The organism is Pseudoalteromonas sp. SANK 73390 (assembly GCF_054966645.1).
In genome coordinates, this window is record NZ_ARPN01000200.1 from 1 (window position 1) to 13,115 (window position 13,115).

11 protein-coding genes are annotated in these 13,115 nt (G+C 43.8%); 8 read left to right on the top strand and 3 right to left on the bottom strand.

The annotated features are described in order from the left end of the window. Nucleotides 1-154: 154 nt before the first annotated feature. Both SANK73390_RS21695 and SANK73390_RS21700 read right to left on the bottom strand, forming a co-directional pair. Complete coding sequence (locus tag SANK73390_RS21695) at nucleotides 155-1,645, bottom strand: CoA-acylating methylmalonate-semialdehyde dehydrogenase (protein WP_261593580.1); 1,491 nt, start codon at nucleotides 1,643-1,645, stop codon at nucleotides 155-157. 88 nt (nucleotides 1,646-1,733) lie between these two features. Next, nucleotides 1,734-2,912, bottom strand: a complete 1,179-nt coding sequence (locus tag SANK73390_RS21700; protein ID WP_462768383.1) for a thiolase family protein — start codon at nucleotides 2,910-2,912, stop codon at nucleotides 1,734-1,736. A 321-nt stretch (nucleotides 2,913-3,233) separates the two neighbouring features. On the opposite strand from SANK73390_RS21700, the gene SANK73390_RS21705 reads away from it, so the two are divergent. The 8 genes from SANK73390_RS21705 (at nucleotide 3,234) to SANK73390_RS21740 (ending at nucleotide 11,593) form a co-directional block, all read left to right on the top strand. Then, a complete protein-coding gene (locus SANK73390_RS21705) occupies nucleotides 3,234-3,629 on the top strand; it encodes a MerR family transcriptional regulator (protein ID WP_261593578.1) in 396 nt (131 codons plus the stop codon). 20 nt (nucleotides 3,630-3,649) lie between these two features. Beyond that, nucleotides 3,650-4,825, top strand: coding sequence for an isovaleryl-CoA dehydrogenase (locus SANK73390_RS21710; protein WP_261593576.1), 1,176 nt, complete (start codon nucleotides 3,650-3,652; stop codon nucleotides 4,823-4,825). 11 nt (nucleotides 4,826-4,836) lie between these two features. Next, nucleotides 4,837-6,444, top strand: coding sequence for a carboxyl transferase domain-containing protein (locus SANK73390_RS21715; protein ID WP_261626608.1), 1,608 nt, complete (start codon nucleotides 4,837-4,839; stop codon nucleotides 6,442-6,444). A 12-nt stretch (nucleotides 6,445-6,456) separates the two neighbouring features. Then, on the top strand, nucleotides 6,457-7,239 hold the full coding sequence (locus tag SANK73390_RS21720; RefSeq protein ID WP_462768384.1) for an enoyl-CoA hydratase-related protein: 783 nt from the start codon (nucleotides 6,457-6,459) through the stop codon (nucleotides 7,237-7,239). Between the two features lie 10 nt (nucleotides 7,240-7,249). Then, the gene (locus SANK73390_RS21725) at nucleotides 7,250-9,202 is read left to right on the top strand and encodes an acetyl/propionyl/methylcrotonyl-CoA carboxylase subunit alpha (protein WP_462768385.1); all 1,953 of its coding nucleotides are present in this window, start codon (nucleotides 7,250-7,252) and stop codon (nucleotides 9,200-9,202) included. 1 nt (nucleotide 9,203) lies between these two features. Beyond that, nucleotides 9,204-10,103 (top strand): hydroxymethylglutaryl-CoA lyase, encoded by a 900-nt coding sequence (locus tag SANK73390_RS21730; RefSeq protein WP_462768386.1) that lies wholly within the window; start codon nucleotides 9,204-9,206, stop codon nucleotides 10,101-10,103. Nucleotides 10,104-10,224: 121 nt separating this feature from the next. Then, on the top strand, nucleotides 10,225-10,923 hold the full coding sequence (locus SANK73390_RS21735) for a CoA transferase subunit A (RefSeq protein WP_261593571.1): 699 nt from the start codon (nucleotides 10,225-10,227) through the stop codon (nucleotides 10,921-10,923). Between the two features lie 10 nt (nucleotides 10,924-10,933). Beyond that, nucleotides 10,934-11,593: a CoA transferase subunit B gene (locus tag SANK73390_RS21740; protein WP_462768387.1), complete on the top strand. Its 660-nt coding sequence runs from the start codon at nucleotides 10,934-10,936 to the stop codon at nucleotides 11,591-11,593. A 104-nt stretch (nucleotides 11,594-11,697) separates the two neighbouring features. On the opposite strand, the gene msrA is transcribed toward SANK73390_RS21740, so the two are convergent. Next, nucleotides 11,698-12,978, bottom strand: a complete 1,281-nt coding sequence (msrA, locus tag SANK73390_RS21745) for a peptide-methionine (S)-S-oxide reductase MsrA (protein WP_462768388.1) — start codon at nucleotides 12,976-12,978, stop codon at nucleotides 11,698-11,700. Between the last annotated feature and the right edge of the window lie 137 nt (nucleotides 12,979-13,115).

Below are 13,115 nucleotides of genomic sequence, written 5' to 3' on the forward strand. Positions count from 1 at the left end.
TAAAGGGTTCAACCAAAGGCTTCCACTACTTTGTCATTCGCAATTGACATAAACTATTATGCTGCATTGCTCATTTCGCGTAATGAAAGCCTTTGATTTGAACAAAATTCATACCTCAAAGATCAACAGACCCTAGTGTTTTTGAAACACTGAATTACTTCAGGTTAATACTCATGTTTGGACCTGAAGCGATATCGTCTTCAAACCAACGTGAGGTAATGGTTTTAGTTTCAGTGTAAAAACGTACGCCTTGCTTACCATAGGTGTGCTGATCGCCATAGAACGATCCTTTCCAACCAGTGAATGAGAAAAATGGCAATGGCACAGGAATTGGCACATTAATACCCACTTGGCCCACTTCAATCTCGTGCTGAAACTTACGTGCCGCTGCGCCACTTGATGTAAACAACGACGTCCCGTTGCCATATGGGCTTGCATTAATAAGCGCAATTGCCTCATCAAGCGTATCTACAAACATACACGCCAGTACAGGGCCAAATATTTCTTCTTTGTACAGGTCCATATCGGTAGTTACATCGCTAAACAACGTTGGGCCTACCCAGTTACCTTGTTCATAACCTTCTACCGTACAGTCAGAGCCATCAAGCAAACAAGTTGCTCCTTGTTGTTTTGCGCCTTCAATCAATGACAAAATACGTGCCTTGGCTTGTGGCGTAGTTTGCGGACCATACGCTGCTTGTGGGTCATCCCACACACCCGGGCGAACTTTTGATAGCGCTTCTTTTAAGTCATCTATCCACTCTTTTGATTGACCAACAAATACCGCAACAGAGATACCCATACAGCGTTGACCTGCCGCACCCACTGATGAACCTACAAGATTACTGATCAAGCGCTCTTTTTTCGAGTCAGGCATAATCACCATATGATTTTTAGCGCCAACACAGGCTTGCACACGTTTTAAGTGTTGCGTACCTTTTGAATAAATGTATTGACCAACACCACATGAGCCTACAAACGAAATAGCACGAATTTCTGGCGCTTCTAGAATTTGGTCTACTTGCTCTTTGGCACCATGAACAACCTGAAGTACGCCTTTTGGTGCGCCCGCTTCTTCAAATAGTTCAACTAAACGCATTGGCGTTAATGGGTCTTGCTCTGATGGTTTGAGAATAAAGGTGTTACCGCACACAATCGCCATTGGGAACATCCAAAGTGGGATCATAGCCGGAAAGTTAAACGGGGTAATACCCGCACATACGCCTAGCGGCTGCATGTATGAGTATGTATCAATTTTACGTGCTACGTTTTCTACCGTTTCGCCCATCATCATAGACGGCGCGTTGGCTGCTTGCTCAACGACTTCAATACCACGCCAAACATCGCCTTTAGCGTCTTCAAAAGTTTTACCCAGCTCATGACAAATAATGGTTGCAAGTTCATCATGATGCTCTTTTAATAAAGCAGCATAACGCATCATAATACGCGAACGCTCAGTAACCGGAATTTCTTTCCATGTTTTAAACGTCTCTTGTGCAGAGTTAATTGCTGCGCGCATTTCTTGCTCTGTTGCACAAGGCACTTTGGCCAGTACTTCTTGATTTGCAGGGTTTACAACATCAATCCATTTATCGGTTGATGATTGTGTGAATTCGCCGTTGATGTATAAAGGTACTTGGTGCATGGAGCACTCCTCCCCAGATTATGTGTCAAGGCACCAAAGGCTGTAATAATTATTTTGCCTAATATTTTTGGTGCCATAAGAGTTTTATTTAAACTTCTACTGCCAGCGCTACCGCTTCGCCACCACCAATACACAGTGATGCAATACCTTTTGACAGGCCACGATTACGAAGCGCATGAATAAGCGTCACTAAAATACGTGCGCCACTTGCACCAATTGGATGACCCAATGCACATGCGCCACCGTTAACGTTAACTTTGCTGCTATCTAGGCCCATTTCGTTAATCGCTAACATAGTTACCATGGCAAATGCTTCGTTAATCTCCCAAAGATCAACGTCGTCTTTGCTCCAACCTGTGCGCTCAAGTAAAGTGTTCATTGCACCTACTGGTGCTAAGGTAAATTCAGAAGGCAGTTGTGAATGTGTCGCGTGTGCAGCAATTTTACACAGTGGCGTTAGGCCTTGACGTTTGGCCTCTAACTCACTCATTAAAATCAATGCAGCTGCACCGTCAGAGATTGACGATGAGTTAGCTGCGGTCACCGTACCATCTTTTTTAAAAGCTGGACGTAAACTAGGGATTTTCTCAGGACGGGCATTGCCAGGCTGCTCATCGATAGTTACTTCTACATCTCCACGGCGAGCGCTAATCGTGACAGGTGCAACTTCACCAGCAAAACTACCATTTTCAATTGCCGCATTTGCTTTACTTAATGAGTCAAGTGCAAATTCGTCCATTTGCTCTCGAGTAATGCCGTATTGATCCGCTGTATCTTGTGCAAAACATCCCATGGCCTTGTTGTCATAAGCATCTTCCAGTCCATCAGACATCATGTGATCTTTAATTTCACCATGACCCATACGCATTCCGCCACGCGCTTTTGGAATGAAATAAGGCGAGTTAGTCATGCTTTCCATACCACCAGCAAGCGCAGTGTTGATGCTACCCGCTTTAATTAAGTCATGCGCAAGCATTGCTGCTTTAAGACCTGAACCACATACTTTGTTAATAGTCGTCGCGCCCGTCGAGCGAGCAAGCCCAGCATGCAGCATTGCCTGACGTGCAGGTGCTTGGCCAAGGCCCGCAGGTAACACACATCCCATGATCACTTCATCAATCGACGCGTCACTTAAGCCCGTGTCATTCATAACAGATTTAATTGCACTTGCGCCTAAGTCCGTTGCACTGGCACCGGATAATGCGCCCATAAAGCCACCCATTGGGGTACGCTTTGCGGCTACGATGACTACTGCATCATTACTCATTTTAAACTCCTATTCACAGATACCAGAAAATATGGCACCCTGCTTAAACGATTTGTTCATTAATTTGAGCATACATAATATTTACGTTTACGCCAACGTAAATCTAAAATCAAGCAAACTGCGTTCGTTGAATTTGTAAACATTAGTTGCACACTTTGCTTTCCAAACGCCGTAGCTTCTATGTTTCAGGGTTGTTTTTTGTGATATAATTCACAAGCCACCCTACTACTACTAAAGTATGATTTTCACGCATAACTTTACCTTTACGTAAACTTCACTTATATTGGTCTAATCAGTATTGAAGTCAACGTGTAAATTACCATGCAAGATAACCAAAACGAAGAAACCTATTCGATCAGCGACTTAGCGAAAGAGTTTGATATTACAACGCGAAGTATACGCTTTTATGAAGATCAGGGCTTGCTATCTCCCGAACGTCACGGTCAAACCCGTGTTTACTCTAAGCGCGACAAAGTGCGTCTAAAGTTGATTTTAAGAGGCAAGCGTTTGGGCTTTACATTGGCTGAGACTGGCCGCTTATTTGAGTTGTATGATGCCGACAAATCCAGCGCCAAACAGCTTTCAACCATGCTGCAACTTATTGAAGAGAAAAAAGCTGATTTAAGTCAGCAAATGGACGACATTAAAGTTGTGTTGATGGAGCTGGTTACCGCCGAGCGCCGTTGCCGCGACACCTTAAAAAATTTAGAAGAATAATCTCTCACAGGATGACTATTATGAGCACCGTATCTTTATATAAAGAAATGAACTTTGGCTTAGGTGAAACTGCTGACATGATCCGTGATCATGTTAATAGCTTTGCTAGTGCAGAAATTGCGCCAATTGCCGAAAAAACAGATCTAGACAATAACTTCCCAAATCAATTATGGCCACAATTTGGCGACATGGGTGTGCTAGGCATTACCGTACCTGAAGAGTTTGGCGGTGCAGGTATGGGCTATTTGGAACACGTTATTGCCATGGAAGAGATTAGCCGTGCCAGTGCTTCTATTGGTTTGAGTTACGGTGCACACTCCAACTTGTGTGTTAACCAAATTAATCGCAATGGTAACGACGCACAAAGACGCAAATACCTTCCTAAGCTAATTAGCGGTGAGCACATTGGCGCCTTAGCTATGAGTGAGCCTAATGCAGGCTCAGACGTGGTATCAATGAAACTTAAAGCCGAGAAAAAAGGCGATAAGTACATTTTAAATGGCAATAAAATGTGGATCACTAACGGCCCTGACGCTGATGTATTAGTTATTTACGCCAAAACAGACTTAGATGCTGGCTCTAAAGGGATCACCGCATTTTTAGTTGAAAAAGACTTTCCTGGTTTTTCAACAGCACAAAAACTAGACAAGCTGGGTATGCGCGGTTCAAACACCTGTGAATTGGTATTTGAAGATTGTGAAGTACCCGAAGAAAACATACTGGGTAACCTAAATGAAGGCGTTAAAGTGCTCATGAGCGGTTTAGATTATGAGCGTGTTGTATTAGCTGCTGGCCCGCTTGGTATCATGCAAGCATGTATGGATATTGTTGTGCCTTATATTCATGAACGGAAGCAGTTTAACAAGTCAATTGGCGAGTTCCAGCTTATTCAAGGCAAAGTTGCTGATATGTATACACAAATGAATGCCGCTCGCTCATACGTATACACAGTTGCTAAAGCATGCGACCGTGGTGAAACGACTCGTAAAGACGCTGCAGGGGCAATTTTATATGCAGCAGAACTTGCCACTAAAATGGCGCTTGATGCCATACAAATTTTAGGGGGTAACGGTTATATCAACGAATATGCAACTGGCCGCCTATTGCGTGATGCAAAATTATACGAAATTGGCGCGGGAACTTCAGAAATCCGCCGAATGCTCATAGGTCGAGAGCTTTTCACAGAAAGCCGCTAAGGAATTATCTCATGACTGTACTTAACTCTTCAGTTAACCCTCACGACAGTCAGTTTAAAGCAAACAGTGATGCCATGGCATCGCTGGTTGCTGATTTAAACGACAAAGTCGCTACATTATCTCAAGGTGGCGGTGAAGCACTCATCGCTCGTCATCAAAGCCGTGGAAAATTATTCGTCCGTGACCGTATTAATACCCTACTCGATGAAGGCTCGCCCTTTTTAGAAATCTCTCAATTTGCTGCATTTGGCGTGTATGAACAAGACATACCTTGTGCAGGTGTTGTGGCAGGTATTGGTCGCGTGCAAGGCATTGAATGTATGATTGTTGGCAACGATGCCACCGTCAAAGGCGGTACTTACTTTCCGCTAACTGTTAAAAAACATTTACGCGCACAAGAAATTGCTGAACGCTGTCACCTCCCATGTATTTATTTGGTCGACTCTGGTGGCGCAAATTTGCCTGAGCAAGACGAAGTATTTCCAGATAAACTGCATTTTGGGCGAATTTTTTATAACCAAGCACGTATGTCAGCCAAAGGTATTCCACAAATTGCGGTAGTAATGGGTTTGTGTACTGCAGGTGGTGCCTATGTTCCTGCAATGGCCGATGAAAGTATTATTGTAAAAGAGCAAGGTACTATCTTTTTAGCAGGTCCACCTCTGGTTAAAGCAGCAACAGGTGAAGAAGTAAGTGCAGAAGATTTGGGCGGTGCTGATGTGCACTGTAAAACATCAGGTGTGGCAGATCACTATGCTGAAAATGACGAGCATGCTCTGTCAATTGCACGCCAATGTATTGCGCGCATTAACCATCAACGCCCCACTCGCCCGATATTAAAAGATGTAAAGCCACCGCGTTACGACATTCGTGAAGTGTACGGTATTGTCGGCACCGATTTGAAGAAGCCATTTGATGTACGTGAAGTGATTGCACGTATCGTTGATGATTCTCAATTTGATGAGTTTAAGCGCTACTTTGGCGATACATTAGTGACAGGTTTTGCTGAGATTTATGGTCATCCTGTGGGCATAGTGGCAAATAACGGTATTTTGTTCTCTGAGTCTGCACAAAAAGGCGCACACTTTATTCAACTGTGCGCTCAACGCGACATTCCACTGCTATTTTTGCAAAACATCACAGGCTTTATGGTCGGTCAAAAATACGAAGCCGAAGGTATTGCTAAACATGGTGCTAAAATGGTAACTGCGGTTTCTTGCGCAGATGTACCTAAATTCACAGTGTTGATTGGTGGCTCTTACGGCGCAGGTAACTATGGTATGTGTGGTCGCGCTTATGAACCGACTATGATGTGGATGTGGCCAAATGCCCGAATTTCAGTGATGGGTGGCGAGCAAGCAGCGGGCGTGTTAACGCAAGTACGTCAAGATGGTTTAGCACGTAAAGGCCAGAGTATGAACAACGAAGAAGTTGCCAAGTTCAAAAAGCCCATTGTTGAGCAGTACGAAAAGCAAGGTCACCCCTACTATGCCAGCGCGCGTTTGTGGGATGACGGCATTATAGACCCTGCCGATACTCGTACCGTGTTAGGGTTAGCACTTGAAGCAGCAGCCAATGCACCAAGTAAAGAGTCAAAATTTGGCATTTTCAGAATGTAACAGGAGCAGGCTATGTCAGTCACTTTAACGATAACAAAAACAAAAGTGGCGATTTTAGAGTTAAGTCGTCCCGAAAAACATAATGCCTTTGACGATTCGGTCATTAACGAGTTGATCCAATGCATTGAACATGCAAACAGCTTAGATATTCGTGCTCTGATATTCAAAACACAGGGCAAACACTTCTCTGCAGGTGCCGATTTAGGTTGGATGAAGTCAATGGCTAACAACAACTTTGAAGAGAATGTTGCGGACTCTGCACAGCTTGCCAGATTGATGTCGGTATTGGCAACGTCTCCGCACCCTACCTTGTGCTTAGTGCAAGGCGCTGCTTTTGGTGGAGCGCTTGGTTTAATTGCTTGTTGTGACATCGCTGTGGCCACCCCCGACGCTAAATTCTGTTTAAGCGAAGTAAAACTTGGGTTAATACCTGCAGTAATTAGCCCGTATGTGATCAAAGCCATTGGTGAACGACAGGCTCGTCGGTATTTTTTAACCGCTGAAGTATTTAAAGCACAGCAAGCACTGGCACTTGGACTAATTCATGATATTAGCGATGACCTTGCAAAAAGCGAACAATACTTTATTGATACATTGCTCAATAACGGCCCTAAAGCCGTGCAATCAGCAAAAGCTTTAATCAATGAGGTTGCTAATAAAGAGATAGATGAGCCATTAATTGCGCATACTGCTTCACGCATTGCACAAATTCGTGTTAGCCCAGAAGGTCAAGAAGGCTTAACCGCTTTCTTTGAAAAGCGTGCGCCAAGTTGGCAAAACGCGGCAAAACAGTAAAGGATCAAACATGTTAAAAAAAATCCTCATTGCAAACCGTGGTGAAATTGCCTGCCGCGTTATGAAAACCGCTAAGCGCTTAGGCTTAAAAACCGTCGCTGTGTACTCAGACGCTGATGCCAATGCGTTACATGTAAAACAAGCCGACGAAGCCTATCATATTGGTCCAGCACCGAGTAAAGACTCTTATTTAGTTGCAGACAAAATATTGCAAGTCGCCAAGCTCTCTGGCGCTGATTGTGTTCACCCGGGCTATGGCTTTTTATCTGAAAACGACCAATTTGCCAATGCATGTGAGCAAGCTGGTATTGCTTTCATTGGTCCGCTTGCCAGCTCAATTGAAGCCATGGGTTCAAAAACTCGCGCCAAAGAAATTATGGCACAGGCAAATGTGCCACTGGTACCAGGTTACTATGGCCAAAAGCAAGACAGCGACTTTTTAGCTTCAGAAGCTAAAAAAATTGGTTTCCCAGTACTGATTAAAGCGGCCTTTGGCGGCGGTGGCAAAGGCATGCGGGTAGTACGCGAAAGCAAAGAGTTTTTAGCGTTACTTGATGGTGCAAAACGTGAAGCATTAGCAGGCTTTGGTAACGATTTAGTACTTTTAGAGCGTTATGTAGATACCCCTCGCCACGTTGAAGTGCAAGTGTTTGCAGACAGCCACGGTAACTGTGTCTATTTAGGCGACCGCGACTGTTCACTACAACGCCGCCACCAAAAAGTCATTGAAGAAGCTCCAGCTCCCGGTTTATCGGATGCGCTGCGCAAAGAGATGGGTGAAGCGGCAGTACGTTGTGCACAAGCAATTAATTATCGTGGCGCTGGGACCGTGGAATTTTTACTATGTGGTGATGAGTTCTTCTTCATGGAAATGAACACTCGCCTACAGGTAGAGCACCCAGTAACAGAAATGGTGACTGGCCTTGATTTAGTTGAATGGCAAATTCGTGTTGCTAACAACCTGCCACTGCCATTGACACAAGCAGACATCAACTTAACGGGGCATAGCTTCGAGGCACGTATTTATGCAGAAGACCCTCGTGAAAACTTTATGCCGTTCTCTGGTGAGCTAACGCATCTATCATTCCCGCAAGAAAGTGAAGGCGTGCGTATTGATACTGGCGTACAATCAGGTGCTGAAATAAGCTCGTTCTACGATCCTATGATAGCCAAACTGATTGTACACGGACCAGACAGACAAACCGCGCTATTAAAACTACACCACGCCCTAGAAGAAGTACATTTAGCGGGTGTGAAGAGTAACGTTGCATTTTTACATTATTTAGCCGGCCACCCTACTTTTATGGCAGGCGCCCCTGATACGCACTTTATTGATAGCCAAACGCAAACGTTAACGCAGCAACCAATCCCCGAAGCTCAATTGCAACTACTTGCACTGGCTGCTTTTATAAAACATGCGCAACCAAAAACAAACAATACACCTTGGCAAAGTACGCTTGGTTTTAGGTTAAACCAAGTTGCAAAGGTTATTGTGCCTTTTGTTGATAAGCCAGTTCATGCAACGTTAAACGCTCACACCATTAATGTTACGCAAAATGATGCAACCATCGAATTAAGCGCTACTTTAGATGGAACATTGCTCAGTGCAGTTATCGATGGTAAAAAGTATACCGCCAATGTCTTAGTTGAAGAACACGCTATCACTGTGATGTATCAAGCATATGCGCATAGCTTTGAACTTAAGTCTAAACATTATATTAGTGACCATGAACATGAAGCAGCACCGCTTGCCGCGCCGCTTAATGGCACCGTGGTAAAACACTTACAGGCACTTAACAGCCCAGTAAGCAAAGGTGATGCGGTTGTTGTAATTGAAGCAATGAAAATGGAATACACGCTGAATGCTCCGTTTGATGGCACCCTGACAAGCTACTGTTTTGATGAAGGTGCACTGGTCAGTCATGGCGATATGCTTGCCATTGTTGAGCCTTTGGAGGCGTAATATGGCATATCCTAGTGCAGTTAGAATCGTCGAAGTAGGTGCTCGAGATGGCCTACAAAATGAAGTCAGTGTCACCACTGAGCAAAAAATCGCTTTAATTAATGCACTGGTAGAGTCGGGCTTGCGTGATATTGAAGCCGGTGCCTTTGTCTCTCCTAAGTGGGTGCCACAAATGGCCGACTCTAGTGAGGTGATTAAGGGCATTGCAAAACACCCAAATGTTACTTTTAGCGCATTGACCCCGAACTTAAAAGGTGCCGAAGCCGCCCTTGATGTAGGCATTAAAGAGTTTGCAATTTTTACCGCAGCAAGCGAAGCATTTACTCAAAAAAACATCAATTGCTCAATTAATGAGAGTATCGAACGCTTCAAACCTGTGGTTGAACTGGCCAAAGCAAACGGTGTAAAAGTGCGCGGCTACGTGAGCTGTGTTTTAGGCTGCCCTTATCAAGGTGAGGTCGAACCAGAAGCAGTATTGGATGTGTGTAAACAATTGTTGGCTATGGGTTGTTATGAAGTTAGCCTAGGTGACACGATTGGCGTCGGCACTCCTAATAAGGTACATACGTTATTAAGCTTATTGCTCGAACACATCAGTGCTGACAAGCTTGCGGTACATTTTCATGACACCTACGGCCAAGCCTTAGCTAATATTAGTAAAGCGCTTGAAATGGGTATTGCGACCATCGATAGCGCAGTTGCAGGCCTAGGTGGCTGCCCTTACGCCAAAGGCGCGTCAGGAAATGTTGCCACCGAGGATGTAGTTTACTTACTGCAAGGGCTTGGCATTGACCCCCTAATTGATTTAGAAAGACTAGCCAAAGCTGGCTGGGCAATTTGCGAGGCATTAAATAAGCAGCCTATTAGCAAAGTGTCTTTGGCTTTACAAGCGAAGTGCTAGGTGCAGCAAAAAGCAGTGCCAAATACGTTGTATATAGTTCAACGTACTAAAAACGAACAATCATTGTGCCCTACTTCGTTTTGGGCTCAATACATAATAAACAACCTTTAGGAGTGGGCTAATGGCCGGTTTCGATAAAGTAGTAACAAGCTACGCCGAAGCAATGGATGGAATTAAAGATGGTGATACCATCATTGCGGGTGGCTTCGGATTGTGTGGTATTCCAGAGGGCTTGATCAACGAAATTAAGCGTAAAAAAACCAAAGAACTAACGGTCGTATCTAATAACTGTGGTGTTGATGATTTTGGTTTAGGTGTGCTGTTGCATGACCGTCAGATTAAAAAAATTATTGCGTCTTATGTTGGTGAAAATGCTTTATTTGAACAACAACTGTTAGATGGCATCATTGATGTTGAGCTAACACCACAAGGTACGCTTGCGGAGAAAATGCGCGCAGGTGGTGCGGGTATTCCAGGGTTTTATACTGCAACAGGTTACGGTACACCCGTAGCTGAAGGCAAAGAAGTAAAAGAGTTCGATGGTCGCCCTTATATTCTTGAAGAATCTATCACGGGTGAATTTGCCATTATTAAAGCATGGAAGGCTGACCGCTATGGCAACTTGGTGTTTCGCCATACCGCAATGAACTTTAATCCTATGGCAGCAACAGCAGGAAAAATTACCGTTGCCGAGGTTGAAGAAATTGTTGAGCCAGGAGAATTAGAGCCAAGCCAAATTCATACCCCCGGCATATACGTTAACCGCGTGATCAAAGGCGACTTTGAAAAACGCATTGAGCGTGTTACTACGCGTAAATAAGGAGAATAAAATGGCTTTATCACGTGAACAAGTAGCAATGCGCGTAGCTCAAGAACTACAAGACGGATATTACGTTAACTTAGGAATAGGTATTCCTACATTGGTTGCTAACTTTGTACCTGAAGGTATTGAAGTAATGCTGCAATCTGAAAATGGCTTATTAGGTATGGGACCGTACCCAACAGAGGATCAAGTTGACGCTGATATGATCAATGCGGGTAAAGAAACCGTGACAGCAGCGACAGGTGCAGCAATATTTAATAGTGCAGATAGTTTTGCCATGATACGGGGTGGTCATGTAGACTTGACGGTTCTAGGTGCATTTGAAGTTGATCAGCAAGGCAATATCGCGTCTTGGATGATCCCGAAAAAGTTAATAAAAGGCATGGGTGGTGCAATGGATTTAGTAGCCGGCGCACAAAATATTATTGTTACAATGACCCACGCCAGCAAGCACGGCGATTCAAAGCTGTTAGAGGCATGTACTTTGCCACTAACGGGTGTGAATTGTGTTAAAAAGATCGTAACTGACTTAGCTGTGCTAGAAGTAAAAGACGGCGCATTCCATTTGCTAGAACGTGCGCCGGGTGTTAGTGTTGATGAAATTATAAGCAAAACAGCAGGTAAGCTAATCGTCAATGGCGATACTCCCCAAATGCAGTTTGCCTAACACCATGTACCGACCTCATTCCCAGTGCCAATGGCGCTGAGTTACCCAAAACCCCTCTCACGAGGGGTTTTTTTTATGCCGCGTTTGGGTATTAACATTAAGCATTAGCTTTTAGGTATAAAATCAAGCACGGTTGCATTAATACAATAACGATCGCTCCCACCAGGCCCTTCATTTTTGAATACATGCCCAAGGTGAATACCACTGGTTTTAGAACGAAGCTCAGTGCGGCGCATACCGTGGCTATTATCTTTATGATAAGTCACGCTGCCCGCCACAGGATGTTTAAATGACAGCCACCCGGTGCCAGAGTTGAATCTATCTTTAGTATCAAATAATGCCGCACCACTGAGCTTATCAATAAAAATACCTTCACCGCTGTTTTTAAATAAATCATACTGCTTACAAAAAGGTGCATCGGTAGCACTGTTAAAGGCAACTTTATAGGCTTCTGTGTCACCCAGTTTAAACGCACCTAATGCACGATAAAAATCTGGTTTACTCATAATTCCCTGATGCGCAAATACTTCCTTCCCTTGTTCGATGAAAATAATAGTCGGTGTGGCCCATGTCGGTGTTTTAAGTTCCAAACCTTGTAATTGACTGGCATACCTAAAGTGCAATGCAATATTACCTTGATAGTCATTCAACACCGTCTTTTTTAACTTTTCACAGTATGGACAGTAATTTTGAGAGTCAATTACGATAATATGCTTTCCCGCTTGCAATGCATCATTGTTTATTGCATTTGGTTTAGCCTCTTTTTTAAACACCACACCTGTTGAATGGTCGGGGCAATAGCCGTCAGGGTTCTTAGCCAAGTAATTTTGATGGTATTCTTCGGCCGAATAAAATGCTTTAAGTGTTGTTATATTAGTTTGAATTTCACCAAAGCCCGCTGCACTTAACAATGTTTGATATTGCGCTGTAACCGAACGTGCAATATCAAGCTGCGATTGTTCACTAAATAAAATAATTGAACGGTATTGGGTTCCCACATCATTACCCTGACGGTTTTTTTGAGTTGGATCATGGCTCTCAAAATAGTGCATTAGTAACTGCTCTGTGCTTAGCATGTTAGCGTTGTAGGTTACTTTTACCACTTCTGCATAATTATTTTCATCAAAGCGGCGACTCGCCTGTGTTATGGCTCTGTAACTGGCTTTAAAACCAGTTCCATCAGCATAGCCAGACTCCGCATCTAATACCCCTTGCATTGCTTCATAGCGCTTTTCTGCCCCCCAAAAGCACCCTGAGCCCAACACAATGGTTTTGATATGCGAGCTGGCTTGTTTTGGTGGCGAAACTGACGTACTTTGTGCTGTGACCCAAGCGGATACCGAAGCTATTAGCAATATAGATGCGTATATAAATCGCTTCATCATAAATCTATTCCTGTTATATTCAATCTGTATACTAGACCTTAAAGTTCGACAGGTTATTTCAAGCAACGATTTGAATAGTGCAAATTGGTCCCTGTAATTTGGTGCTTCAACGACTAATCATAACTTTTATATACGTT

Coding starts and splice junctions, on each gene's coding strand:
- msrA (WP_462768388.1), bottom strand. CDS start 12,978: ATGATGAAGCGATTTATATACGCATCTATATTGCTAATAGCTTCGGTA.
- SANK73390_RS21700 (WP_462768383.1), bottom strand. CDS start 2,912: ATGAGTAATGATGCAGTAGTCATCGTAGCCGCAAAGCGTACCCCAATG.
- SANK73390_RS21720 (WP_462768384.1), top strand. CDS start 6,457: ATGTCAGTCACTTTAACGATAACAAAAACAAAAGTGGCGATTTTAGAG.
- SANK73390_RS21715 (WP_261626608.1), top strand. CDS start 4,837: ATGACTGTACTTAACTCTTCAGTTAACCCTCACGACAGTCAGTTTAAA.
- SANK73390_RS21735 (WP_261593571.1), top strand. CDS start 10,225: ATGGCCGGTTTCGATAAAGTAGTAACAAGCTACGCCGAAGCAATGGAT.
- SANK73390_RS21705 (WP_261593578.1), top strand. CDS start 3,234: ATGCAAGATAACCAAAACGAAGAAACCTATTCGATCAGCGACTTAGCG.
- SANK73390_RS21725 (WP_462768385.1), top strand. CDS start 7,250: ATGTTAAAAAAAATCCTCATTGCAAACCGTGGTGAAATTGCCTGCCGC.
- SANK73390_RS21710 (WP_261593576.1), top strand. CDS start 3,650: ATGAGCACCGTATCTTTATATAAAGAAATGAACTTTGGCTTAGGTGAA.
- SANK73390_RS21695 (WP_261593580.1), bottom strand. CDS start 1,645: ATGCACCAAGTACCTTTATACATCAACGGCGAATTCACACAATCATCA.
- SANK73390_RS21740 (WP_462768387.1), top strand. CDS start 10,934: ATGGCTTTATCACGTGAACAAGTAGCAATGCGCGTAGCTCAAGAACTA.
- SANK73390_RS21730 (WP_462768386.1), top strand. CDS start 9,204: ATGGCATATCCTAGTGCAGTTAGAATCGTCGAAGTAGGTGCTCGAGAT.